Source organism: Streptomyces sp. NPDC055287 (assembly GCF_053646035.1).
In genome coordinates, this window is the sequence record NZ_JBSHNE010000008.1 from 215,568 (window position 1) to 239,574 (window position 24,007).

General features: G+C 72.0%; 20 protein-coding genes. 16 read left to right on the top strand and 4 right to left on the bottom strand.

The features are described from left to right. Window positions 1-24: 24 nt before the first annotated feature. On the bottom strand, window positions 25-2,739 hold the full coding sequence (locus ACWIHY_RS15855; RefSeq protein WP_454376231.1) for an FG-GAP-like repeat-containing protein: 2,715 nt from the start codon (window positions 2,737-2,739) through the stop codon (window positions 25-27). A gap of 176 nt (window positions 2,740-2,915) precedes the next feature. On the opposite strand from ACWIHY_RS15855, the gene ACWIHY_RS15860 reads away from it, so the two are divergent. The 7 genes from ACWIHY_RS15860 to ACWIHY_RS15890 all read left to right on the top strand — a co-directional run bounded on the left by ACWIHY_RS15860 (window position 2,916) and on the right by ACWIHY_RS15890 (window position 8,339). Then, on the top strand, window positions 2,916-3,431 hold the full coding sequence (locus ACWIHY_RS15860) for a GNAT family N-acetyltransferase (protein ID WP_454376232.1): 516 nt from the start codon (window positions 2,916-2,918) through the stop codon (window positions 3,429-3,431). Window positions 3,432-3,552: 121 nt separating this feature from the next. Next, entirely contained in the window at window positions 3,553-3,918 is a 366-nt protein-coding gene (locus tag ACWIHY_RS15865) for a hypothetical protein (RefSeq protein WP_454376233.1), read from the top strand. Between the two features lie 94 nt (window positions 3,919-4,012). Further along, complete coding sequence (locus ACWIHY_RS15870; protein WP_454376234.1) at window positions 4,013-4,501, top strand: hypothetical protein; 489 nt, start codon at window positions 4,013-4,015, stop codon at window positions 4,499-4,501. A gap of 141 nt (window positions 4,502-4,642) precedes the next feature. Then, a complete protein-coding gene (locus ACWIHY_RS15875) occupies window positions 4,643-5,272 on the top strand; it encodes an RNA polymerase sigma factor (RefSeq protein WP_454376235.1) in 630 nt (209 codons plus the stop codon). After that, entirely contained in the window at window positions 5,269-6,213 is a 945-nt protein-coding gene (locus tag ACWIHY_RS15880; protein WP_454376236.1) for a hypothetical protein, read from the top strand. Before ACWIHY_RS15875 ends, ACWIHY_RS15880 begins: the two co-directional genes overlap by 4 nt. A 315-nt stretch (window positions 6,214-6,528) precedes the next feature. Further along, complete coding sequence (locus ACWIHY_RS15885; RefSeq protein ID WP_454376306.1) at window positions 6,529-7,272, top strand: RNA polymerase sigma factor; 744 nt, start codon at window positions 6,529-6,531, stop codon at window positions 7,270-7,272. Then, a complete protein-coding gene (locus ACWIHY_RS15890) occupies window positions 7,272-8,339 on the top strand; it encodes a hypothetical protein (protein WP_454376237.1) in 1,068 nt (355 codons plus the stop codon). Before ACWIHY_RS15885 ends, ACWIHY_RS15890 begins: the two co-directional genes overlap by 1 nt. A gap of 219 nt (window positions 8,340-8,558) precedes the next feature. On the opposite strand, the gene ACWIHY_RS15895 is transcribed toward ACWIHY_RS15890, so the two are convergent. Continuing rightward, window positions 8,559-9,476 (bottom strand): L,D-transpeptidase family protein, encoded by a 918-nt coding sequence (locus ACWIHY_RS15895; protein ID WP_454376238.1) that lies wholly within the window; start codon window positions 9,474-9,476, stop codon window positions 8,559-8,561. Window positions 9,477-9,676: 200 nt separating this feature from the next. Between ACWIHY_RS15895 and ACWIHY_RS15900 the strand changes: the two genes are divergently transcribed. The 5 genes from ACWIHY_RS15900 to ACWIHY_RS15920 all read left to right on the top strand — a co-directional run bounded on the left by ACWIHY_RS15900 (window position 9,677) and on the right by ACWIHY_RS15920 (window position 16,588). Continuing rightward, entirely contained in the window at window positions 9,677-11,257 is a 1,581-nt protein-coding gene (locus ACWIHY_RS15900; RefSeq protein ID WP_454376239.1) for an acyl-CoA mutase large subunit family protein, read from the top strand. A gap of 182 nt (window positions 11,258-11,439) precedes the next feature. Continuing rightward, window positions 11,440-12,096, top strand: coding sequence for a leucine efflux protein LeuE (gene leuE, locus ACWIHY_RS15905; protein WP_454376240.1), 657 nt, complete (start codon window positions 11,440-11,442; stop codon window positions 12,094-12,096). 63 nt (window positions 12,097-12,159) lie between these two features. After that, a complete protein-coding gene (locus tag ACWIHY_RS15910; RefSeq protein ID WP_454376241.1) occupies window positions 12,160-12,579 on the top strand; it encodes a dihydrofolate reductase family protein in 420 nt (139 codons plus the stop codon). Window positions 12,580-12,797: 218 nt separating this feature from the next. After that, window positions 12,798-14,273 (top strand): hypothetical protein, encoded by a 1,476-nt coding sequence (locus tag ACWIHY_RS15915; protein WP_454376242.1) that lies wholly within the window; start codon window positions 12,798-12,800, stop codon window positions 14,271-14,273. Further along, complete coding sequence (locus ACWIHY_RS15920) at window positions 14,270-16,588, top strand: glycosyltransferase (protein ID WP_454376243.1); 2,319 nt, start codon at window positions 14,270-14,272, stop codon at window positions 16,586-16,588. Before ACWIHY_RS15915 ends, ACWIHY_RS15920 begins: the two co-directional genes overlap by 4 nt. Window positions 16,589-16,716: 128 nt before the next feature. Here the strand turns inward: ACWIHY_RS15920 and ACWIHY_RS15925 are convergent, their stop codons facing one another. Further along, window positions 16,717-18,075: an alpha-2,8-polysialyltransferase family protein gene (locus tag ACWIHY_RS15925; protein WP_454376244.1), complete on the bottom strand. Its 1,359-nt coding sequence runs from the start codon at window positions 18,073-18,075 to the stop codon at window positions 16,717-16,719. Then, window positions 18,075-19,064 carry a glycosyltransferase family 2 protein gene (locus ACWIHY_RS15930; RefSeq protein WP_454376245.1) on the bottom strand — a complete coding sequence of 330 codons (990 nt, stop codon included), beginning with the start codon at window positions 19,062-19,064 and terminating at the stop codon, window positions 18,075-18,077. Before ACWIHY_RS15930 ends, ACWIHY_RS15925 begins: the two co-directional genes overlap by 1 nt. 187 nt (window positions 19,065-19,251) lie before the next feature. On the opposite strand from ACWIHY_RS15930, the gene ACWIHY_RS15935 reads away from it, so the two are divergent. The 4 genes from ACWIHY_RS15935 to ACWIHY_RS15950 are packed head-to-tail and all read left to right on the top strand — an operon-like array spanning window position 19,252 to window position 23,864. Further along, complete coding sequence (locus tag ACWIHY_RS15935) at window positions 19,252-20,544, top strand: DUF6716 putative glycosyltransferase (protein ID WP_454376246.1); 1,293 nt, start codon at window positions 19,252-19,254, stop codon at window positions 20,542-20,544. Continuing rightward, window positions 20,541-21,791, top strand: a complete 1,251-nt coding sequence (locus tag ACWIHY_RS15940) for a cytidylyltransferase domain-containing protein (RefSeq protein ID WP_454376247.1) — start codon at window positions 20,541-20,543, stop codon at window positions 21,789-21,791. The genes ACWIHY_RS15935 and ACWIHY_RS15940 overlap by 4 nt, the downstream gene beginning before the upstream one ends. A 25-nt stretch (window positions 21,792-21,816) precedes the next feature. Beyond that, complete coding sequence (locus tag ACWIHY_RS15945; protein WP_069927283.1) at window positions 21,817-22,743, top strand: N-acetylneuraminate synthase family protein; 927 nt, start codon at window positions 21,817-21,819, stop codon at window positions 22,741-22,743. Between the two features lie 41 nt (window positions 22,744-22,784). Beyond that, the gene (locus tag ACWIHY_RS15950) at window positions 22,785-23,864 is read left to right on the top strand and encodes a hypothetical protein (protein WP_454376307.1); all 1,080 of its coding nucleotides are present in this window, start codon (window positions 22,785-22,787) and stop codon (window positions 23,862-23,864) included. Window positions 23,865-24,007 lie beyond the last annotated feature (143 nt).

The following is a 24,007-nucleotide window of genomic DNA, read 5'->3' on the forward strand; positions in this document are numbered from 1 at the left end:
CGGCACAGTCGGCGTGGAGCGGGGTTACGGGCTGAGCACCTTGCCGATGCCGACGCCCGCCGGGGCGCCCAGCGCCGTACGGCCGTAGTAGACGCCGGAGCCGGTGATGATGCCCGACGCACTGCTGTTGTCGAGCTGGAGCACGGTGCCGGTGTTGGTGTCCTCGCCGTCGGCGCCGATCGCGATGTCCGCCCGGCTGTACCCCGACAGGTCGGTCAGCGAGACCGCCGAGCCGAAGCGGTCGTTGGCCTCGGCCGCGCCCGGGACGCCCGAGGTGTCCTGGGAGTAGGCGACGGAGACCGTGCCGGTCGGCCCGGTGGAGGAGCCGCGCAGCAGGAGGGTCTGGCCGGCGTTGGCGTACGAGACGCCGCTGCGGGTGAGGTCCTCGCCCGGCAGGCCGGCGAGGATGTCGCCGTACCCGTCGAGGTCGACGTCACCGATGGACACGGACGCGCCGAGGTCGTCACCGGTCTCGCCGCTGCCCGGCACGCTCGCGGTGTCCTGGTGGACGGTCTTGACACCGGTGGAGGTCAGGCCGGCCGAGGAACCGAACACGGCGCTGACCGCGCCGCCCTTGGCGGTGTGACCCGACTCGGTCGCCGACGGCTTGCCGACGGCGAGGTCGGTGTAGCCGTCTCCGTTGAGGTCGCCGGAGGCCAGTGAACGGCCACCGCGCGTGGTGAGGATGCCGACCCGCTGGAGGCCGCCCGTCGTGCCCTTCAGCCACAGCAGGCGCCCGGCGCCCGCCGGGTCGCGGTAGGAGACCGCCACGTCGGCGAAGCCGTCGCGGTTGAAGTCGCCGCTCGCGGCGGAGGCGTAGGAGACCGCGCCGGTGTACGCCGCCGTGTTCAGGTAACCGTTCTTCGCGGCGCCCGACTTGGAGTCCCAGGCCCACCAGCGGCCCGGCTTGCCCGGCGCCACGGAGAAGACGTCGGAGCGCCCGTCGGCGTTGAAGTCGCCGGTGGCGACGGTCGCGCCGAGCGCCTCGTTCGCGGTGCGGGTGGCCGTGTTGGTCCAGTACGACTTTCCGGAGGTGAGTCCGGGGCCGTACATGACGGTGACGGAGCCGGTGTTGGTCTGCGTGGACGTGCCGTTCTCGCCGGGCGCGCCGACGACCAGGTCGGCGAAGCCGTCACCGTTCACGTCGCCGCGGTCGTCGCTCTCGGAGCTGCCGGGCACGCCGGGGCTGTCCTGGTTCAGGGTGCGGCGGCCTGCGGCGACCGGGCCCTCCGTGGAGCCGGGCAGGACGGTGATGGTGCCGTCGCCGCTCGCGACCTTCGGCGTACCGACGGCGAGATCGGTGATGCCGTCGCGGTTGAAGTCGGCCGTCGGGATCGCGGAGCCGCGCCCCGCACCGGCGGCGAACTTCCGGATCGCCGGCAGCTTGCTGTGGAGGTTCGCGCCGGGGCACACGGTGGCGAAACCGTCGCGGTGACCGGAGACGGTGTTCAGCGTGGCCTTCTGGCCCTTGGTGTACTTGCCGGTGTCGGCGGCCGCTTCGAGCGTGACCGTGCCGGTGGGGCTGACGCCGTACTGGCCGAGCTTCCAGGCGGCGACGCGCGCGGCCGAGTCGAGGGCGGTCTGGGTGGGCCGGCCCGTCTCGAAGTTGCCGAGCAGCGCGATGCCGGTGGAGTAGGAGTTGAAGCCGAAGGTGTGCGCGCCGAGGACGGGCAGGTCGGCGCCGCCCTCACGGCCCTCGAAGATCTGGCCGCACTTGTCGACGAGGAAGTTGTAGCCGATGTCCTTCCAGCCCTCGTAGCCGGCGTCGGGGCGCGGTGTCACGTGGTAGGCGTAGATCGCCCGGATCATGGCGGGGGACTCGGTGCAACTGTAGTTGTTCGAGTCGACCGTGTGGTGGACGAAGACGGCCTGGACCTTGTCGATGTACTCCGGGTCGCTGTAGTTCGTGGCGAGCGACTTGTCCGGGCCCCAGCCCGCCCGCAGGGTCATCGGCGGCCGGGTCACGGTGGACGGCGGCGCGGTGGGGACGGTCGGCGTCGGGGAGGGGGTGGCGGTGGTCGGCGTGACCGTGGGGGCCGCCGTGTCCGTCGGAGTGGCGGTGCCGGACGGCGTGGGGTCCGCGGCCCCCGTCTCCGTGGCGGTGTCCGTCGGCGTGGCGGTGACGGCGGCGGTCTCCGTGGCCGCGCCGGGCGGCGTGCCGGTCTCCGTGTCCACCGGCGCCGGCGGCAGCGTTTCCTCGGCGGCGTAGGCCGCGGTCTGCGCGTCGGCGCCCGGCGCCTTGGCTTCCTTGGCCGTCACGCCCGGGTCCACGAGGGTCAGTTCGAGCCCCTTGGGCAGACCGGCGGTCGCGGTGCCGTCGGCGCGCACTATGCGTGCCTCGACGGCGTCGGAGGGGCCGACCCAGAGCGGCTCGGACATACCGGGCAGCTTGGCCTTGGCGTCGCGCTTCTCGGCCAGGTGCTGGTCGAGATGCACCTCCAGCCACTTGCCCCACTCGCCGGTCTCGCGGTCGCGCGTACGCACCTCCGCCTCGCCGTCGATCTCCGCGTCCGGGTCGGCCCACGTGACACCGACCAGTGAGAACGGCTCGGTGCCGGTGCGCGGCAGGTCGCGCTTCTCGCTGCCGGCGCCCTTGAAGGTGAGGGAGTGCACCTCTGCCCTGCGCGGCTGCAGTCCGTCCCGCGCCGGGCCGGTTTCGGGATGGGCGATGGCGACGGTTACGGCCCCCGCACCGCCGAGTACGACCGCGCCGACGGTCAGCCAGGCTCGGCGTTTCATGCTCAGCGGTCTGTAGGCGTGCGACTTGCGCGGACTCAAATCCCTTACCCCTCATATGAGTTCACTTGCGGCACGCCTCTCACAGAGGCCGCCTGCTCTACCCAGCGAGCCCTGCCGCGCAAACGTCACGCCTGTGCGTCGAGTTGTGGCGCAGATCACTGGTGGGCAGTGGTGTCATGAATCCGATCCGCGCCGAAGTCATCACCACCGCGCGGCTGGACCTCCTGCCGCTGCGCGTCTCGCACGCCGGGGAGATGGCCGCCGTACGGTCCGACCCCCGCCTGCACACCTTCATCGGCGGCGCTCCGGCGACGCCGCACGAGCTCCGGGAGCGGTACGCGCGCCTGGTCGCCGGGTCTCCCCGCCCCGGCGTCTCCTGGTGCAACTCGGTCGTCAGCCTCCGTGACGAGGAGTGCCTGGTGGGCACGGTCCAGGCCACCGTCGCCGCCGACGGCCGGAAGTCTGCCGCTGAGATCGCCTGGGTCGTCGGAACCCCCTGGCAGGGGTGCGGCATCGCGCCCGAGGCCGCGTCCGGGCTGGTGGCGTGGCTGGTGCGGGACGCGACCGTAGGTACCGTCGCCGCCCATGTGCACCCTGACCACCACGCGTCCGCCGCCGTGGCCGCGGCGGCCGGACTGGCGCGCACCGGGCGGCGGCACGAGGGGGAGGTCGCGTGGGAGTTGCGCCTGTGACCGCCGGACGCTGCCCGGCCGCCGCCGCGCCCCGGGCCGTGTCGCACGGCCGCGTGGTCGGGGACAGACTGGGAGAAGGCGGGCTTCCGAGCCTCGCAAAGGTCCCGCCGTGGAGGGAATCATGCAGGCTACGACCCGGAATGACGCTCGTGTCGCCATCGAAGGCGGCGGAGTGGAGCTGCGCATGCAGGAAATCGGGGGAGACATGACCGTCGCGTTCGCGCGGTTTCCCCAAGGCACGGACATGGGGCCGCTGGCCAAAGGCCTGCCCGACGACCTGTGCCAGTGCCCTCACTGGGGATACCTGTTCAAGGGGCGGCTGAAGATGCGGACCAAGGACGGCGAGGAGATCTACGAGGCGGGGCAGGCCTTCTACTGGGCGCCCGGCCACGTGCCGGAGGCCCTCGAGGACTGCGAGTACGTCGACTTCTCGCCGACCGGGGCGTTCAACGAGGTGGTCGGCCACATCAAGTCCCGGATGGGCTGAGGCCGGACCCCCGCCGCCCCGCGTGATGTTCCCACGGCTCTTGACGCTTGGTCAGTGACAGGCGTGATCGGCTGAGCGGAGGGGCGTGGACAACATGGCTGAGGGCGAGGGGAAGGGGGAGCTGCCCGGCGCGTCCGGCATGCGCGGATACGCCGCCGGGTTCGTCGAGCAGCTCGCCGGACGGAACCGGCTGCCGCTCGACTACTCGGTGGGCAGCCTCCGGCTCGTGGACCTCGTCGTCGACGGGCTGCGGCGCGACGCGCCCGAGCGCGCCCGGGTCGAAGCGGTGCTCCGCGGACTCGGCGCGTACACGGGCGAGGTCGTCGTCCGTAGAGCCGGGGGGCAGTGGGTGGACTTCGGTGCCGAACAGCGCGAGTTGTTCCGGCAGCCGGTCGGGGTGCGGATGCCCGACGGGAGGGTCTGGAACCCGCTCGGGAAGGTCGTCAACCGGTTCGAGGCCGGGGCGGAGGAGTCGGTGCAGCGCTTCTATCTGCTGCTGCACGGCAGGGCCCGCAAGCCCGTATGCCGCTGGCGGCAGACAGGCGGCGCGGACCGCCGGCCGGCGTCGGCGAATCCGCCGTGACGCTCCGGTGGAAGCCCTCGCCGGGCCCGGCGGAGAAGCTGTGACGTTTTCGTGCCGCCGGGCGCAGAGCATTGGGGGACCTGGTGTCCCCAGGGGGCATGGGCACGGTGACCAGTGCCGAGTCGGCACGAAGAGGGACGTGTGACCAGGGGCGGGGAGCGGCGTCGTACACAGGCGTACGACGCGGAGCTGGGCGCTGCCGTCGAGCGGGCCCAGCAGGGGGACGAGGACGGGTTCGCCACGGCGTACCGGCTCGTGCATCCGGGGCTGCTCGGATACGTGCGGGGGCTCGTGGGTGAAGACGCCGAGGACGTCACGTCCGAGGCATGGCTGGAGATCGCGCGGGACCTGGGGCGGTTTCGCGGCGACGGGGCGGGGTTCCGCGGCTGGACGGCGACGATCGCCCGCCACCGCGCGCTGGACCACTTGCGGAGGCAGAAGCGAAGACCCCGTACGTCGCTGATCGAACAGGACGTACTGGACCTTCCCGGTCGGCAGGACACGGCCGACGACGCGATCGAGGCGCTGTCGACCGGGCAGGCGCTCGGCATGATCGCCGCACTGCCGCGTGAACAGGCGGAGGCAGTGCTGCTGCGCGTGGTCGTCGGGCTGGACGGGCCCGCGGCGGCCCGGGTGCTGGGCAAGCGCAGCGGGTCCGTGCGGACGTCGGCGTACCGCGGGCTCAAGCGGCTGGCCGAGCAGCTGGCCGGCGGCGGCCGGGTGGGCGCTGTGACGTCTGTGGCGCCGCGCACGCTGAAGGATGAGACATGAGACGGGTATGGGAACAGGCGCGGGCACGGATACGACGACGGGCCGGGGCGCGGGAACGGGAAGCGGTGGGTGAGGAGCCGGTCACGCCGGAGGTCGAGGCGTTGCTGACCGCCGTACGCCGGTCCGCGCCCGGCCCCGGCGAGGCGGACGCCGACGCCGGTGCGCGGGCGGCGCTCGCCGCGTTCCGCGAGGCGCGCGACTCCGGCGTGCACGCCGGCCCGGGGCGCTGGTGGCAGGCGCGCAGGCGCGACGACTGGCGGCCGTCGGGACGGTGGCGCGGCGCACTGCCGGTCAGGGCGGCGTTCGCCTCGGCAGCGGTGACGGTGACCCTGGGCGGGGTGGCGCTGGCGGCGGGCACGGGGGTGATCCCGGCGCCGTTCGGGACGCGCGAGGGCGGTTCGGGGGCGGACGCGACCAGCAGCAGCGCTCCGGCGACACCTGGCGCGGCGCGGGCGAGTGACACGGCGGGGGAGCGCCTGCCTTCTGCCGGTGCCACGGGCCCCGGGTCCGCCCCTCCGTTGCGGGCGCGGGACGAGGTGGCGCACTGCGTCGCGCATCTCGTGTCCCACGGGCGCTCGGCCCCCGGCCGCGGGGCGCCTTCGAAGCGGCTGACGACCGCCGCCGACGACGCGGGGCTGACGGTGAAGGCGTACTGCGAGAGCGTGCTGACGGCCGACGAACGTCGGCGGGGTCCGGCAACCGGCGGCAAGGGCTCCACCAAGGCGCCGAAGAGCTCCAGAGCCCCGGAGCCGGGCACGGCACCCGGGAGGCCCGGGCGCCCGGCGAAGCCGGACGACGGCGCGACCACGGCCCCTCCCGCTGATCCCGCCGACCCCTCGAAGACCTCGGGCAAGGGAGCGGAAGAGGCCGGCAACGGCGGTCGGTCGGCCGGGCGGGAACGGCACCCGGGGAACGGGGACGGCGCATCCCGCACGCAGTGACGGCACGCGGGGCCCCGGGGTGACGACACCGGGAGCGATCACGGGCCGGACAAGGTGGGGCCGCCGCCGGCCGGAAGGACGACCGGGGCCGCCACCCCCCACAGGAGAGGCCCCGGTCGTCGTCCGCGGACCGTGCGGCGGCCCGTACTACTCTCAGCGCCGGGGATGCGTTTTCTGTCACACCGCTCTCTGTCAGTAAAAGGTTGCGCGTTGTACAAGACGTGGACGCAACCCCTTCCCACGTCGTAGCGTGCAGACTCGCGCGGTGCTTGCGCGGCAGTGGTGACCAGCTGCGACGTGGAACAGGTTGAGGGAGTGCTGGGGGACGACGCGGAGCTGACCACCGCGGTGCTCGCGGCACAGGACGGGGACGAAGACGCCTTCCGTACTGTGTACCGCGCCGTGCACCCGCGGCTGTTGGGATACATACGAACGCTGGTGGGCGACCCGGAGGCCGAGGACGTCGCCTCCGAGTCGTGGCTCCAGATAGCCCGTGACCTCGACCGGTTCAGCGGCGACGCCGACCGGTTCCGGGGCTGGGCGGCGCGCATAGCGCGCAACCGTGCCCTCGATCACATCCGGATGCGGGGCAGGCGCCCCGTCGTCGGCGGCGACGAGACGGAACTCGCCACGAAGCCCGGGGCCTCCGACACCGCGGGCGAGGCGATGGAAGCCCTGGCCACCGGCACCACCCTCGCTCTCATAGCCCAGCTCCCGCAGGACCAGGCCGAGGCCGTCGTCCTGCGCGTCGTCGTCGGACTGGACGCGAAGAGCGCCGCCCAGACCCTGGGCAAGCGCCCCGGCGCCGTACGGACCGCCGCTCACCGCGGCCTGAAGCGGCTGGCCGAGCTGCTGAACGCGGCGGACGCCGCCCGCGGCCGGGCAGGCGGTGACCACGGCCGCGGCGGGAGCGACGAAGGCGACAGCGGTACGGTTGCGGGCGCGGCCGGCGGGCGGCCGGAGCTCGGCGGAGTACCGCCCCAGCGAGGTCCGCGACCGGACCAGGTGACGTCCGCCGGTGTGACGGATTCTTGCGTGCGGACGCAGAAGGACATGTGATGGCCGACGAGCGTTACGAGTGGCTCGACAAGGAGACGGCGGAGCGACTGCTTCGCGGAGAACCCGTCGGGCCTGTCGGCGACCACGCACGCGCCCAGGCCGAGCGCCTCTCCGCCGCCCTGGACGGCGTGGCCCGGGCCGGCGGCCGTGACGCCGGTGAACTGCCCGGCGAGGCGGCGGCGCTGGCGGCGTTCCGCAAGGTCAGGGCCGCGTCCCCGGAAGACTTCGCCACGGTACGGATCGGACGCCGGGCGGCCGTGCCCGTGCGCTGGGCCCGCCCCGTACGCCTGGGGCTGGCCGGAGCGATCGCCGGTGTCGCGCTCGGCGGCGTCGCGGTGGCCGCGGGCACCGGCGTACTTCCGAGCCCCTTCGGCCCCAGCACCGACCCCGCCCCCGCGACCTCCGTGTCCGCCGCCGCCACACCACCGCCGGTCACCCCCGGGGCCACCACCCCGGAACCGGGCGCCACCGGCGGGCCCACCCCGGAAAGCACCGGCACGCCCGGCGACGCGCACGAGACCCCGGGCGGCGGGGACGACACCGCCGGCGCTACGCAGCAGCCCACTCCCGGGTCGGAGACCGGCGTACCCCCCGACTACCCGGGCTGGACGGGCGAGGGCACACCGGGCACCGGCGATGGCGGCACCGCTGCCGGCGACTGGTACCGCAAGACGGCCAAGGCCTGCCAGGACTACCGGTCCGGCAGCCTCGCCCCCGACCACGAACGACGCCTGGAAGCGGCGGCCGAGGGCGCCGACCGGGTGGCGCGCTTCTGCGACCGCCTGCTGGACGGCTCCGGGGACCGGGACGACACGGACGGCGGCGCCGACGAAGGCCGCAGCGGCGGCCACGGCGGCGCGAACGGTGACGACGCGGACGGCGAGAGCCGTGACGGCGACGGCGACGGCGGCAAGAACGGCGGAAGCGACCGAAGCGAGGCGACCGACGGGAGCGAGGGTGCGCCGGGCGGAATCCGCCGCCCCGCACCCCCCGTCTCGTACACCCTGACGTCCTCGCCGACGGGCGAGCCGTCCGCCGTCGCGGGCGCGGCGACGCTGTCGGGCTGACCGCCTCCCCGGTACCCGCACGGCTCTGACCTGCTGTTTTGATCACTCGCTCACGCAGGTGTGACGTTTTTCGAGCGGGTGACGCAGTAGAGAGTGAGCCGACTGGTCATCGGCCGCGCGACGAGCCGGGGTTCCCCCCGTACCTTCGGCTCCGCGCAACTGGCGCGGGCGGGACACGTTCCCCCGGTCCCGCCCGCGCCCCTTCTTCTCCGTCGTCGCCTACCAGTGGATGACGACCTTGTCGCCGTTGCGCACCTGCGCGAACAGGCTCGCGATCTTCCCCTCGTCCCGGACGTTGACGCAGCCGTGCGAGGCGCCGTTGTAGCCGCGGGCCGCGAAGTCCGACGAGTAGTGGACAGCCTGCCCGCCGCTGAAGAACAGGGCGTACGGCATGGGGCTGTCGTACAGCGTCGAGACGTGGTGCCGGGACTTCCAGTACACGCTGAACGTCCCCTCGCGGGTGGGCGTGTACTGCGATCCGAACCGCACGTCCATCGCCGAGACGACCTGTCCCCCGACCATCCACGACAGCGTGCGGCTGCTCTTGCTGATGCACAGGACGCGGCCCGTCATGCACCGCGGGTCGGGTTCGGCGACGGGGGCGGCGGTCGCCGGACGCAGTTCGGCGTGCGTCGGCTTCCTGGTCATCCCGAGGAGCCTGGCCCAGGTGACGGTGTCGGTCGCGCCCGTGCGGGGCAGTTCGCGCTTGCCCTGGAAGGACGAGACGGCGGCGGCGGTGACGGAGCCGTAGTGGCCGGTGGGGGTGCGGTTGAAGTGGGCGATCTGGCGCAGTCTCGCCTGGAGTTCGCGCACTTGGGCGCCCGCGGCTCCACGCGCCAGCAGGATCCTCGGCGCGGGCGGCCGGCTCCCGGGCTCCGCCCTCGGCGGCGAGGGCGCGGCCGTCGACGCGCTCGCGGCCGGAGCGGTGCCGGGGGACGGATTCCCGGACGACCCGTTCGAGGGAGCGTTCGCGCGCCCGTGCGCCGCGCCCGAGGCCGCCGGTTCCGTCCCGCCCGCCGCCGTGCCCGGCTCGTTCGCCTGCACCCTGCACCCCGCCGTGACGGCCACGAGGGCGCCGGCCGCGGCCACCGCCACCGCTGCGCGTACGGCCCTGGTGCACCGCTGCTGCTCGTCCATCCCCGCCCCCCGGGCATCTCGTCCGTCCTCAGGAGTGTTTCCCGCTCTGCCCGGTCGCGAAAGCCCGAGCATGATGGGAAGAGCGACGTTGTGAGCAAGGTCCCAGCCTGCGGCTCTCCACCCGCCGCACGCCCGCCGCTACAGTCCGTCGCGAGGGTCGGTTCATTACCAGCCAGTACGTTCAGCGGGAGGCACAGCAGATGGCGCGCGAGTCGGAGTCGGGACTGCCTATTGAGCCGGTGTACGGGCCGGACGCCCAGGAGGGCTGGGACCCCAGTGAAAAGCTGGGCGAGCCCGGCTCGTACCCCTTCACGCGCGGCGTGTACCCGTCGATGTACACCGGCCGGCCGTGGACGATGCGCCAGTACGCGGGCTTCGGCACCGCCACCGAGTCCAACGCCCGCTACAAGCAGCTGATCGCCAACGGCACGATGGGTCTGTCGGTCGCCTTCGACCTGCCGACCCAGATGGGCCACGACAGCGACGCGGCGATCGCGAGCGGCGAGGTCGGCAAGGTCGGCGTGGCGATCGACTCGGTCGACGACATGCGCGTCCTGTTCGGCGGCATCCCGCTGGACAAGGTCTCGACGTCCATGACGATCAACGCGCCCGCCGCGCTCCTCCTGCTGATGTACCAGCTGGTGGGCGAGGAGCAGGGCGTACCGGCCGACAAGCTGACCGGCACGATCCAGAACGACGTGCTGAAGGAGTACATCGCGCGCGGGACGTACATCTTCCCGCCCAAGCCGTCCCTGCGGCTGATCGCGGACATCTTCAAGTACTGCAAGGCCGAGATCCCGAAGTGGAACACGATCTCGATCTCCGGCTACCACATGGCGGAGGCCGGTGCCTCGCCCGCGCAGGAGATCGCGTTCACGCTCGCCGACGGCATCGAGTACGTCCGTACCGCCGTCGCGGCGGGCATGGACGTCGACGACTTCGCGCCGCGCCTCTCCTTCTTCTTCGTCTCCCGCACCACGATCCTCGAAGAGGTCGCCAAGTTCCGCGCCGCGCGCCGGATCTGGGCGAAGGTCATGCGCGACGAGTTCGGCGCGAAGAACCCCAAGTCGCTGATGCTGCGCTTCCACACGCAGACGGCGGGCGTGCAGCTCACCGCGCAGCAGCCCGAGGTCAACCTGGTGCGCGTCGCCGTACAGGGCCTCGCGGCCGTGCTCGGCGGCACCCAGTCGCTGCACACCAACTCCTTCGACGAGGCGATCGCCCTCCCCACCGACAAGAGCGCCCGCCTGGCGCTGCGCACGCAGCAGGTCCTCGCCTACGAGACAGACGTCACGGCCACCGTCGACCCCTTCGCGGGCTCGTACGTCGTCGAGAAGATGACCGACGAGGTCGAGGCCGCGGCGCTGGAGCTGATGGAGAAGGTCGAGGACATGGGCGGCGCGGTCAACGCGATCGAGCGCGGCTTCCAGAAGAACGAGATCGAGCGCAGCGCGTACCGCATCGCGCTGGAGACGGACAGCGGCGAGCGTGTCGTGGTCGGCGTGAACCGTTTCCAGCTGGAGACGGAAGAGCCGTACGAGCCGCTGCGGGTCGACCCGGCGATCGAGGCCCAGCAGGCCGAGCGCCTCGCGAAGCTGCGTGCGGACCGCGACCAGGCGGCGGTGGACGCGGCGCTGGCGGAGCTGAAGAAGGCGGCGGAGGGCACGGACAACGTCCTGTACCCGATGAAGGACGCGCTGCGCGCCCGGGCCACCGTCGGAGAGGTCTGCAACGCGCTGCGGGAGGTCTGGGGGACGTACGTCCCGACCAACGCGTTCTGAGGCGTGGCCTGCCCCGGTACCCCGGACGAGTGATCCCGGGCGGACTGTCGTTGGTGGCGGATACGCTCGTGAGCTGTCCGTGGACCGCCTTCTCGACGGCGACGAGGACTGACGGGCGCACCCGCCTCCTGGCATGTGAAACGCGGAGGCGGAGTGTCGTACGTACATGCGACACTCCGCCCATGCTGGGTGTAACCGATCTGCCGACCTACCTCGTCGGCCTTGTCCTGATCATTCTTCTGCCGGGTCCGAACTCCCTCTACGTCCTGTCCGTCGCCGCGCGACGCGGCATACGCACGGGCTACACGGCCGCCGCGGGCGTGTGGTGCGGCGACGCGGTCCTGATGGTCCTGTCCGCCGCCGGTGTGGCCTCGCTTCTCCAGGCGAACGCACTGCTCTTCGGGATCGTGAAGTACGCGGGCGCGGGCTATCTGACCTGGCTGGCCATCGGGATGATGCGGGCGGCGTGGTCGATGTGGCGCAGCCGCCACGAGCTGACGGACGCCGGTACTCCGGTCGTCGACGCGGCGCCGGCCGCCGAGCGCCCGTACCGCCGTGCCCTCGTGATCAGCCTGCTCAACCCGAAGGCGATCCTCTTCTTCATCTCCTTCTTCGTGCAGTTCGTCGACCCGGCGTACGCCCACCCCGCCCTTTCCTTCGTCCTGCTGGGCACCTTCGCCCAGGTCGCGAGCGTGCTCTACCTCTCCGCCCTGATCTTCGGCGGCACGCACCTGGCCGCAGCCTTCCGGCGCCGCAAGCGCCTGTCGGCGGGCGCGACCTCGGCGGCGGGGGTCCTGTTCCTGGGGTTCGCGGCGAAGCTGTCGGTCAGCAGCGTCTGACGGCAGCCGCTGAGCGAGGCGTCCGGCTGTGGCGTCCGGCTCAAAAACTCCGGGAACGGGCGCGTGGTGTGGGACATGATGTCGGGCTTCTGGCCGCAGGCGGAGAAGTACTCCACCGACGAGCACGACCTCGCCTTCGCTCCGATCTGGCGCGAGGCACCCAAGATCGTGGTCTCCCGCACGCTGGAGAAGACCGACTGGAAGACCCGGGTGATCGGCGAGAACGTCGTCGAGGAGCTGACCGCCCTGAAGGAGTCGGGCACCACGCTGCTGCTGTTCGGCGGGTCCGAGCTGGCTTCCTTCCTCACCGGGCACGGCGTGATCGACGAGTACCAGATCTTCGTCCACCCCGTGGTCCTCGGCGGAGGCAAGCCGGTCTTCCGGAAGCAGAGCCACCGGGTGGGCGTCGAACTCGTCGAGTCGCGGACCTTCGACTCCCAGGTCGTACTGCTCCGCCACCGGCGCACCGCCGCGCACGGGTGACCCCTGCCCGCCGGAGTCGGGCGTCGCGCATGTTTCCCGGGCCGACGAGGGGAGTTCACCCGGGGGTCGTGCTGGGTTCCTAGGGTGACGCGGACCCGCAACCTGTCAGCGGGGCGGAAAGACCTTGGAGCATCATGACGAAGGCCCGCAACCGATGGCCGAGACCGCGCGACGGGGAAACCCCCACCGGCGCACCGGACGGCCAGGTGTCATCTCACGTGTCATCTGCCGGGATCAAGGGGACCAACGGGACCTACGGGATCACGTCCACCGGACTGGACGAGTGCCTGCGCGCGTGCGCCGTGCACAGCGGCAAGCTGGTCGCCGGGATCGACCGCCGGCGCACCGAACTCGCCGAGAAGCTGCGGCAGTTGCTCGCCACCCAGGCCATGGCCCCGGAGCCGGGGCCCGCGCCGGCCGCCTCCGGCGCCACGGCCCTGATCCGGCGTGCCGCCAAAGCCACCGCCGGGCCCGCCGACGCACTGAGCGGTGAGCTGCTCGACGCGCTGCTGGCCGTCGGCAGCAAGTCTCTGGAGTGCGGTTACGACGACGAGCTGAGGCTGGCCCTGCTCATCAGCGACACCGTGCTGACCCGGCGCAAGAACTCGCGGGCCGGCTGGCGGCTGCGCGCCCGGACGCTGGAGGCGATCGGGGACGAGGCCGCCACCATCGAGGCGTACGAGCGCTACCTCGCGCTGACGGACGACGACGGCTTCGGAGTGGCCCCCAGGATCGCCGGCATGCGGGAGGGCGGGCGCCGGCAGGGTGAGCTGCTGAGGCTGCTGGAGCGCGAGTGCCCCGGGGCCGCCGCGTACGCCGCCGGACCGGCCACCGACGTCTGGGCCGAGGGACTAGCGCTGCACGCGCGCGGCAGCCGCGAGGAGGCCGAACCCCGGCTGGTCGGCGCGCTGCTCGCGATGGAGCGCGCGGTCAGCCCGGTGCAGGACATCCAGGCGGCCGTGAGCCAGTACCTCGACCTGCGGATCGGGGCGAACGGCGGCGAGGCCGCGGAGCTGCGCGAACTGATCACGCTCTACGCCGAGCAGCGCAGGAACCGTATGCGGGGGCCCGTCGCCGACCCCACCTTCGGCGGCGTCGACTGGATCAGCCTCGGGGAGTTCCGCAACCAGATAGCGGGCAAGTCCATCTGCCTGATAGCCAACTCCCAGCGGGTCGGGCGCGGCACGCTTGGCGCCGAGATCGACGCGTACGACCTCGTCGTCCGCTTCAACTCGTACAAGATCGACGCGGCCGCGACCGGCAGCCGCACCGACATCCACGCCACCATCCACAAGCACGGCTTCAACTGGGACCAGCCGGTGCTGACCAGGCTGGTCTTCGGCGGCGTCTCCGGCGACTGGAAGCACTCGCTGCGCAACCGGCTCGTGCCGGGAGCCCAGAAGTACCTCGGCGACGAGTCGCTCCGCTGGCCGCTGCGCAACGTCGGCAAGGTCGGGGCGGATGTGTGGTCGTCCATCCCCACCAGCGGCTTCAACATGCTGTGGCTGCTGGACTTCCTCGATGTCAGCCCGACGCTCGACCTCATCGGCTTCGACTTCTACGAGAGCGGCGCCTACCGCCTCCAGGAGGCGATGCGGATGCCCATCACCTCCGTCCACGAATACACCAGCGAAAAGGCGTGGGTCATGGAACGCGCCCAGAGCGTCAGTGACATGAGGATCTCCCTGCGATGACCACCACGACCCAGGCCGCCGGACCTGCCAACGCGCTCACCGGCAAGCGCCGCATCGCCTTCGCCAGCTTCGTCGACGAGAACTACCTGCCCGGCTTCCTCGCGCTGCTGCGCAGTCTCGCCCTGTCCAACCCGGGCCTGTGCGAGGACTTCATCGTCCTGCACGACGACCTGAAGCCGTCCTCCGTCGCCCGCATCCGGGCGCTGCACCCGCGCATCGAGCTGCGGCGGGTGGACGCCGCCCACTACGACTCGTACGCCAAGGGCGACCAGGACAACTACCTGGTCCGCAAGGCGTACTTCATCCTCGACGTCTTCCGTATCCGCGACTACGACACCGTGATCACCCTGGACACCGACATGGTGGTGCTGGGGGACCTCGGCGAGCTGCTCAAGCTGCGCGAAGGGCTGGCCGCCGTACCGCAGTTCTTCTACGGGCAGCACAAGCTCAACAGCGGTCTGCTCGTCATCCAGCGCGAGTACCTCACCGACGAGTTCTGCGCGCGCATCGACGCCACCGGGCGCAGTGGCGCGTACGAACTCGACAAGCACGACCAGGGCATCCTCAACGCCGTACTCGACGGCGACTTCGTCCAGCTCGACGCCCGCTACAACTTCGTCAAGCGGCGCCTGTCCGGCGACCTGCCGGTGCCCGACGACACCGCGATCCTGCATTTCACCGGGCGGCACAAGCCCTGGCAGGGCGGCGAGGCGGGGTACGGCAACGCCGAGGACCGCTGGCGCGAGTTCGAGCTGTCCGACGCGCAGTTCCATGCCGCATTCCTGGCGCAGGGCAAGGGCACGCACCACGACCTGCTCGTGCACTTCGGCACCCCGCACGTCCGGCGCACCGGCGACGTGGAGAGCGCCCGCAAGGTCGCCGCGGCCCACATCGCGGCGGGCGAGTACCAGGAAGCGGTGGACCTGCTCGGGCGCGTACAGATCCCGCTGGACTCGGCATGGCCGCACGAGGTGCTGGGCCACGCGCTGATGAGCGTGTCGCGGTACGAAGAGGCCCGGGCGCAGCTGCTGCTCGCCACGGCCGCCCCGAACCGGGCCGCCACCGCCTTCGGCCGGCTGGCCCAGATCGCCTGGATCCACGGCGACGACGAAGCGGCGCGGCAGTACGCGCTGGACGGACTGCGGGTGGACCCGACCCACCGCGCGAGCCGGCTGATGCAGCGGCGTACGCAGAGCCCGCAGACTCCGCGGGAGGGGGTCGCCGGAGAGCAGCTGGCGCACGTCGCCTTCTACATGGAGCGGCAGGGCAACGCGGGCGACAAGCTGCTGCCCGAGAGCGTACGGCTGGCCTTCGACGCAGAGACCGGCCCGCGCAAGTGGCACTCCGTCCACGCGCACCGGCTCTTCGACGAGGCCGCCCTGGAGCGTGTCAACGCCCGGCGCGGGCTGGTCATCGGCGGCGGCGGGCTCTTCATCCCGGACACCGCGCCCAACGGCAACAGTGCCTGGCAGTGGAACGTCCCCGACGCGCTGCTGAACCGCATCGACGTGCCCGTCATGGTGTACGCCGTCGGATTCAACGCCTTCGACGGCCAGTCCTACCGGGCCGGGCGCTTCAACACCGCCCTGCGGGCCCTCGTCGAGCGCGCCTCCTTCTTCGGCCTCCGCAACCACGGCTCGATCGAGAAGGTACGGTCGCTGCTCCCCGCCGAGCTGCACGAAAAGGTGCGCTTCCAGCCCTGCCCGACGACCGTCACCCGTCAGCTGGTGGACGGCTGGACCGACCCGCAGCACCGTGAGAACACCGTGCTGGTCAACGCGGCGTACGACCGGGCGGGTCTGCGCTTCGGGCACGACTACGGCCACTTCCTCGCCGAGATGGCGAAGGCGGTACGGGCGCTCGGCGCGCACGCCGAGGTGAAGTGCGTGGCGCACTCGCTCGACGACGAGAAGATCGCGTTCGACCTGCGGCGCGAGCACGGCGTCTCCCTGCCGGTGATCCCCATGTACGACTTCGACAACGAAGCCATCAGGGACACGTACGCCCGCACCAAGCTCGTGATCGGGATGCGCGGCCATGCGGGGATGATCCCGTTCGGCTGCGGTACGCCGATCATCAGCCTGATCTCGCACCCGAAGATGGCGTACTTCCTGTCCGACATCGACCGGCCCGAATGGGGCATCTCCGTCCACGACAAGAACCTCGGCGCGGTGCTCACCGAGCGGGCGCTGGGGCTGCTGGACGACCACGCGGCGTCGGTGGCCGATGTGCACGGCCGCCAGCAGGAGCTGTGGAAGGTGACCGAGGCGAACGCCGCGGATCTGCGGGTGATCCTGGGGCGCCCGGCGTTCTGACGCACGGGACGGACGGACACGGGGGAGGGCGGGCCACTGATCAGCAGTGGCCCGCCCTCCCCGTTGTACGGGATCCGCTCGTACGAGATCCGCCTCGCACGGGATCCGCCGCCCTCACGCCCCCACCGTCACCCCAGCGCGGCCTTCTTGAACGCGGCCTTCTTGAACGTCTTGAGGGCGGCCCGCTTGACCGACCGGGCCCTGCGGACCACACGCCGGAGCGTCGCGTTGCGCGGGATGAAGGCGAACTGCTTCGGGATCGCGCCCGGCAGCGCGAGCGTGGTCAGCCGTCGGCGCTTGAAGTAGCGCCATGTGCTGCCCTTCAGGTGCTGGGCGAGGAACCGCTCGGCCGCCGGCCGCAGGTCCGCCCGGATCTGCGGCTGCATCGCGAAGCCGACCGTCTGGAGGAGACCGGCCAGGTCGGCAGGAGCGGGCTGCGCGGTGTCCTCCGCCAGGTCGGGGACCAGCGCGTCGACGATCGTGACGGGGACGCGGTTGCTGTTCTGGTACGGGGAGAGGCGTTCCAGCAGTATGTCCGTGCCCGTACGGGCCACCGGGACCGAGTAGAAGGTGCTCGCCGTCAGCAGCGCCGTCGAGAAGCACCCGACCACCAGCGCCGGCCGGAACCGCTGGTACAGCACCTCGGCCAGCACCGGGCTGTCCAGGACGGTGAGTTCGACGCCCAGGGTCCGCGCCTCGCCTTCCAGCAGGCGCGACCAGCGGGCCGGGGCGGTGGGGTGCGGCTTGAAGACGATCTGCCGGTGGCCGCGGGCGACCGCCCCGCGCAACATCGTGACGTGGAGGTTCTCCTCCTCCTCGGCGGTGAGGATCGACAGCGCGGACAGGTACTGGCCGAGGAGCAGGGCCGAATCCGTGGGCACGGCCAGCCCGTTCTCGTCATCGGCCAGTTCGGAGAGCACCTTCAGGAAGGCGTCCGTCGGTACGAGCTCCGGCGGTACGCCGAACTCGCCCAGCAGGAGCGGAGTCAGCCCCGGCACCAGGTCCAGGTGGAGCAGGCGGCGCACGCGCGTACCGACGAGCGGCTCGATCTTGTTGCGGGTCGGGCCGTAGCTCATCAGCCCGTCGGCGTACACCTCCACCGGCGCGTCCGTGAACAGCTGGGTGAGCGCCAGCGCCGGATTGACCTGGATGGACTCGACGACCAGCTCCACGGTGTCCTCGCCGAGGCCCCACAGCAGCCGCAAGTGGCGTTCCCACAGCGGGATGTCGTCCACACGCGGCGACCAGGCGCCGGGGTGGAAGGGCGCGATGGTCTCGTTCCAGGACAGTACGTCGTCGAAGCGGTCCCGCAGCCGGTCGAAGCCCGGCATCTCGTCGAGGGCGGGCGTCGTCTCGGGCGTCGTGGCGTTGTTGCTGACGAGGAGCAGACGCCGGCCGGCCGGAGCGAAGCAGTCGCTGTCGATCGCGGCGGCGAGCGTGGCAGCGCCGTACAGCGTGGAGGCGAAGAAGATCTGCGTCGTGGGCATCAGGCTGCGACCTCCGGCGCGGCGGACGCGGCGACGGGCCGGCGGCGCAGCCGCCGCAGCCGTCCGGAACGCTCCATGTCCATGGAATCCAGCGCGTCCTGAAGAAAGTCCTGCGGCATCCGTTTGAGCGCCGCCGTGCTCATCGCCCTCAATTTCCGTGCCACAGCCGGTTCGAACCTTTCGATGCTTCCCAGATGGTGGGAAATGATGGCGCAGTACGTGCGAACGGCTTTCGGCAGAAGCCGGTCCGCGTCCGGGTCCTTCGCCGTTTCCTCGATGACCTGGTCGAACGCCCGGATGAAATCGAGCTGCCGTACGTCGCCGATCTGCGTGAGCGAGGACGAGACGCCCCGCCGGTAGAAGACGCCCAGCGTGCCGAGCGCCGCGAAACTCTCGGCCTCCCGGTGCAGCCGCCAGATCCACGGCCGGTCCTCGGCCGTGCGCAGGCCGTCGGTGAAGTGCAGCAGTCCCCGGTCGGCCAGCCTGCGGTGGTACATGCCGGCCCACGCGTACGCGTAGTCGACGGACGTGGAGCGGCTGGCGGGCAGGATCGCCTCGCGCGGGGACATGACGACGCCGCGCCTGCCGTGCGGGACGCGGTGGACCGTACGGGCGCGCCCGGTGCACTGCACATGGTCCGTACGGACGAAGTCGCAGCCCAGCTCCTCCATGGCGGCGAGGAGACGTGCGTAGTGGCCGGGGGCCAGCCAGTCGTCGCCGTCGAGGAACGTCAGGTACTCGCCGCGCGCCGCGTCGAGCCCGGTGTTGCGGGCGGTGGCCAGGCCGCCGTTGGTCTCGTGTCTGACCAGGACCGACCCCGGGAGGTCGCGCTCGGCGCGCTGGAGGATCTCCGGCGTTCCGTCGGTCGAACAGTCGTCGACGAGGATGAACTCGAAGTCCTCGCGGGCGTTCGCGCGGAGGCTTCGAAGGGTGTCTGGGGCGTATGTCTGCACGTTGAAGAACGGCACGACGACAGAGAGCTTGACCACCTCCGCGACGCTAGGGCGTGCCACGGCATTCGTTGCGTCCCCCGGAGAGATGCCGGGTGAACGAAGAATGGCGGAATGGTTAACCTGCCTGCTTTTCTGGCGCCGACGCCGATCGTCGATGTGCTGTTAACCGTTTGTTGCGGCTGAGTTGGGCCGTCAATCGAAATGGCTCCCTAGTTTCATCGATGTGCCAGCAAGTACCAGCAAAACCCTGCGGATCGCCGTGATCGCCGATTCCGATACGCGATGGAAATGGGGCGCTCTCACCGCCCGCCGTATCGCGCCGGAAGCCGGAATCGACGGATTCCTGCTGCGCGGCCGGGCCACCCCCACACCCCGCCAGCTCGCCGAGGTCGGCGTGCCGGTCGACGGTGTGCGCGAGGTGACCGCCGCGGAATTCATCGGAGAGGTCGAGCACGAGCCGTACGACGTCATCCTGCTCGCCCTCGTCGGAGGAGCCGTCCAGGCGATGCTGCACGGTCTCGCGCCGCTGTGGCCGGACACCGAGCGCCGGCCCGTCATCGGCACCGGCTATGTCGGCGTCGTCTACGAGAAGCTGGCCGACGGACTGCTGCTGCGCCACGGCGCCGACATCGTCATCGCGAACTCCCGCCACGACGCGGAGCGCTTCCGCGCCGTGTACGAGGGAGTGGGCGCCGACGCCTCCGCCGTGACGGAGGCAGCGCTGCCGTTCCTCGGGGGCGCGCCCTACGAGGGCACCGGCACCGGCACCGTCGTCTTCGCCGCCCAGCCCTCCGTCCCGCAGTCCCGCGCCGACCGCGCCTACCTGCTGCGCCGCCTCGTCCAGCACGCCCGGCTGCACCCCGGCCGCGAGGTCCTGCTCAAGCTCCGCAGCAAGCCCGGCGAGCACACCACGCACATCGAGGAACTGCCCTACCAGAAGCTCGCGGCCCGGACGGAGGGCGGGACGCCGCCCAACTTCCGGCTCGTGTACGGGCACATGGGCGAGGTCCTGGACCGCACCGACCTCCTCGTCACGGTCAGCTCGACCGCCGCCCTGGAGTCCCTGCACCGCCGGATCCCGACCGCCGTCCTCACCGACCTGGGCGTGCGCGAGGTCCTCGGCAACCACCACTTCCTCGGCTCCGGGTGCCTCGCCTCCTGGGACCAGCTCGACGCCGGTCACCGGCCGCGGCCCGACGAAGAGTGGCTGGCACGCCAGGGCGTGGCCGCGGACGGCTCGTACGACACCGCCTTCGACGCCGTACGCAAGCGCGTCACCGCACTCCTGGAGCGCCCCGGCCTCCCGCCGGTCGCCCCCTACTACACGTCCGCCACCGCGCCGGGCTACCTCCCCGGCATCCTCGCCCGCCACCGCCTCGACGGCCCCCGGACCACCACCGACGTCACCGGCGTACGCCGCGTCCTGCGCGACGCCGTACGGGAGGCGGCGCGCGGCGCGTACCGCCACGGGGTGCAGCGCGTGGCCCCCGTCATCCGCCGCATGGGAGAACTATGAGCAGCCAGTCGCAGCAGCCCCAGTCCAGTACGGCCGAGACCCGGCCCCGCGTCCTGGCCGTCATCCCCGCCCGCGGCGGATCGAAGGGCGTACCGGCGAAGAACCTCGCCCCGGTCGGAGGCGTGCCGCTCGTGGCGCGCGCCGTCCGGGCGTGCCTGGGCGCCGGCCGTGTCACGCACGTCGTGGTCTCCACGGACGACCCCGCCATCGCGGCGGCGGCGCGCGGCGCCGGAGCCGAAGTGGCCCTGCGCCCGGCCGACATCGCGGGGGACACGGCGACCAGCGAGGCGGCCGTACTGCACGCCCTGGACACCCACGAGGCACTGCACAGCGCGGCGGTGGACGTGGTCCTGCTGGTGCAGTGCACGAGTCCGTTCCTGACCAGCGAGGACGTCGACGGCGTCTGCGCCGCGGTCGTCGAGGACGGCGCGGACACGGCCCACACGGTGGCCCCCTTCCACGGCTTCGTCTGGCGGGAAGAGGACACAGCTGCCGGGGTCAATCACGACAAGAGCTTCCGCCCCCGCCGCCAGGACCGTCCGCAGGACTTCCTGGAGACCGGTGCGGCGTACGCCATGGACGCCGCCGGATTCCGGAAGGCCGGGCACCGCTTCTTCGGGCGCACCGCGCTCGTCGCCACGGACCCGGCTCGCGTCCTGGAGATCGACGACCCGCACGACCTGGCCCGCGCCCGCGCCCTCGCGCCGCTCCTCGACCCGGGAGAGACGCCGGGCGCCCTTCCCCGCCGCGACGACATCGACGCGGTCGTCATCGACTTCGACGGCACCCAGACCGACGACAGGGTGCTGATCGACTCCGAAGGACGCGAACTCGTCGCCGTGCACCGCGGCGACGGGCTCGGCATCGCGGCCCTGCGCAACGCCGGGCTCAAGATGCTGATCCTGTCCACGGAACAGAACGCGGTCGTCGCCGCACGGGCCCGCAAGCTGCGCATCCCCGTGCTCCACGGCATCGACCGCAAGGACGTCGCCCTCAAGCAGTGGTGCGAGGAGCACGGCGTAGCGCCCGAGCGGGTGCTCTACGCCGGCAACGACGTCAACGACCTGTCCTGCCTGGCCCTCGTGGGCTGGCCGGTGGCAGTCGCCAACGCCCACGACACGGTCCGCGGCGCCGCCCGCGCCGTCACGACCGTCCCGGGCGGAGAGGGCGCGATCCGCGAGATCGCCACCTGGATCCTCGGCCCGTCTCTCACCCACACCCCCACCCCCGTAACTCACCTCCCGTAACTCCCCCCGTAAGGAAAAGAACCACATGAGCACCAACTCGCGCCTCCGCACCCTCGGTTCCAAGACCGCGGGCCCCGGCCACCCCGTCTACGTCACCGGCGAGATCGGGATCAACCACAACGGCGACATCGAGAACGCGTTCGCGCTCATCGACGCCGCCGCCGACGCCGGCTGCGACGCGGTCAAGTTCCAGAAGCGCACCCCGGAGATCTGCACGCCGCGCGACCAGTGGGACATCGAGCGCGACACCCCCTGGGGCCGGATGACGTACATCGACTACCGCCACCGCGTCGAGTTCGGCGAGGATGAGTACCGCGCCATCGACGAGTACTGCAAGAAGCGCGGCATCGACTGGTTCGCCTCCCCGTGGGACACCGAGGCCGTCGCCTTCCTGGAGAAGTTCGACGTACCGGCCCACAAGGTCGCCTCCGCGTCGCTGACCGACGACGAGCTGCTGCGCTCCCTGCGCGCGACCGGCCGCACGGTCATCCTCTCCACCGGCATGTCGACGCCGCGCCAGATCCGCCACGCCGTGGAGGTCCTCGGCAGCGACAACATCCTGCTCTGCCACGCCACGTCGACGTACCCGGCGAAGGCCGAGGAGCTCAACCTGCGGGTGATCAACACCCTCCAGGCCGAGTACCCGAACGTCCCGATCGGCTACAGCGGCCACGAGACCGGCCTCCAGACGACGCTCGCCGCCGTCGCCCTCGGCGCCGCGTTCGTCGAGCGCCACATCACCCTCGACCGCGCCATGTGGGGCTCCGACCAGGCCGCCTCCGTCGAGCCCGGCGGCCTGACCCGCCTGGTCCGCGACATCCGCACCATCGAGGCGTCCCTCGGTGACGGCGTGAAGAAGGTGTACGAGTCCGAGCTCGGCCCGATGAAGAAGCTGCGCCGCGTCGCGGGCGTCGTCGCCGAGGGCGCCGACCGCGAGCCCGTCGCGGTCTGACCGGAAAGACGGTCGAACTCGCCGTGAACGGCACCCCCGGCATCCCCGCCACAGCGGCCTCGGACGCATCCGAGGCGTCCGAGGCCTCCGGGACCCTCGCCTTCGTCGAGAGCCCGGTCCAGCTCCTGAACGTCCTGGAGTGGGCCCACGCGAAGGCGGATCTCGACACGCGCGACCTCACGGTCGTCGTGCTGTCGCCCACCGACCCCATGACCCGCGGCCAGCTGCGGCGCATGGCGGAGCTCGCACGCCACGAAGGCATGCGGGTGCGGTGGGAGGAGGCCCGTGGCGGGGCGGGGGCGCCGTTCCAGACCATCGGCGGGCTGGCGTCCGCGCTGCGCCGGGCGCGGCGGATAGTGATCGGCGACCCGTTCTCGCGGTACGTGCAGCTGCTGCTGACGATCACGCGCGCCCGTGACCTGGTCGTCGTCGACGACGGCACGGCCACCATGGAGTTCATCGCCCAGCTCACGGGCGGCGAGCGCCTGGTGCGCTGGCACCGGCGCGGCGGCCGCAGGGGACCGCGCGACCTGGTCTTCGGCCCGGTCTCGGCGGTCGCGCGCCGCCGCCTCACCCCGTCCCGGAACCGCACCGTCGAGGTCTTCACCTCGATGCCGGTGGAGGAGGCCCCGGGGGTCACCGTCACCGCCAACGACTTCGGCTGGACGCGGGCACGCTTCGGTCCGCCCCGTGTCTCGCGCGGCGCCGACCTCGTCGGGACCTCACTGGTCGAGACGGGCGTCGTCGACCCCGACCGGTACGTCGAGGCGGTCACCGCACTGGCCCGCGCCCACGGCGCCACCCGCTACTTCGCCCACCGCCGCGAGAGCGCGGACAAGCTGCACCGGCTGGCCGTCGAGACGGGCCTGGAGATCGTCCGCCCCGATCTGCCGCTGGAGCTCATCGCCCGGCGCGGACCGATCGGCCGGCTGATCCTGAGCTTCCCCTCCACCGTGGTCCACACCCTCCCGCTGGCCCTGGTGGGCACGGGTGTGCGGGTGGCGGTCTGCGACGTGGATCCGCTGTGGCTGAGGGACACGGCCTCGCCCCGCGCCCAGGGCTTCCTGTCGGGCGTCACGACCACGGCCCGGGACGTCCAGCGACTGCCCGCCCTGGGGTGAATGTCTACTTCACCACATATGTGACCTTGCCCACGGAACCGCGGAGCCGGCCAGGGGCGGCACGGGCCGCGGACCCGGCCAGGCGGAAGGGAAAAACACCAGGCCGACGTGGGGGCGAGAGCGGCGGAGCTTACCCGCCGGGA

What these genes read in the sequence shown, in the direction of transcription:
- ACWIHY_RS15855 (WP_454376231.1), bottom strand. Translation starts at nt 2,739, where the DNA reads ATGAAACGCCGAGCCTGGCTGACCGTCGGCGCGGTCGTACTCGGCGGT.
- ACWIHY_RS15860 (WP_454376232.1), top strand. Translation starts at nt 2,916, where the DNA reads ATGAATCCGATCCGCGCCGAAGTCATCACCACCGCGCGGCTGGACCTC.
- ACWIHY_RS15865 (WP_454376233.1), top strand. Translation starts at nt 3,553, where the DNA reads ATGCAGGCTACGACCCGGAATGACGCTCGTGTCGCCATCGAAGGCGGC.
- ACWIHY_RS15870 (WP_454376234.1), top strand. Translation starts at nt 4,013, where the DNA reads ATGGCTGAGGGCGAGGGGAAGGGGGAGCTGCCCGGCGCGTCCGGCATG.
- ACWIHY_RS15880 (WP_454376236.1), top strand. Translation starts at nt 5,269, where the DNA reads ATGAGACGGGTATGGGAACAGGCGCGGGCACGGATACGACGACGGGCC.
- ACWIHY_RS15890 (WP_454376237.1), top strand. Translation starts at nt 7,272, where the DNA reads ATGGCCGACGAGCGTTACGAGTGGCTCGACAAGGAGACGGCGGAGCGA.
- ACWIHY_RS15895 (WP_454376238.1), bottom strand. Translation starts at nt 9,476, where the DNA reads ATGGACGAGCAGCAGCGGTGCACCAGGGCCGTACGCGCAGCGGTGGCG.
- ACWIHY_RS15900 (WP_454376239.1), top strand. Translation starts at nt 9,677, where the DNA reads ATGGCGCGCGAGTCGGAGTCGGGACTGCCTATTGAGCCGGTGTACGGG.
- leuE (WP_454376240.1), top strand. Translation starts at nt 11,440, where the DNA reads ATGCTGGGTGTAACCGATCTGCCGACCTACCTCGTCGGCCTTGTCCTG.
- ACWIHY_RS15920 (WP_454376243.1), top strand. Translation starts at nt 14,270, where the DNA reads ATGACCACCACGACCCAGGCCGCCGGACCTGCCAACGCGCTCACCGGC.
- ACWIHY_RS15925 (WP_454376244.1), bottom strand. Translation starts at nt 18,075, where the DNA reads ATGCCCACGACGCAGATCTTCTTCGCCTCCACGCTGTACGGCGCTGCC.
- ACWIHY_RS15940 (WP_454376247.1), top strand. Translation starts at nt 20,541, where the DNA reads ATGAGCAGCCAGTCGCAGCAGCCCCAGTCCAGTACGGCCGAGACCCGG.
- ACWIHY_RS15945 (WP_069927283.1), top strand. Translation starts at nt 21,817, where the DNA reads ATGAGCACCAACTCGCGCCTCCGCACCCTCGGTTCCAAGACCGCGGGC.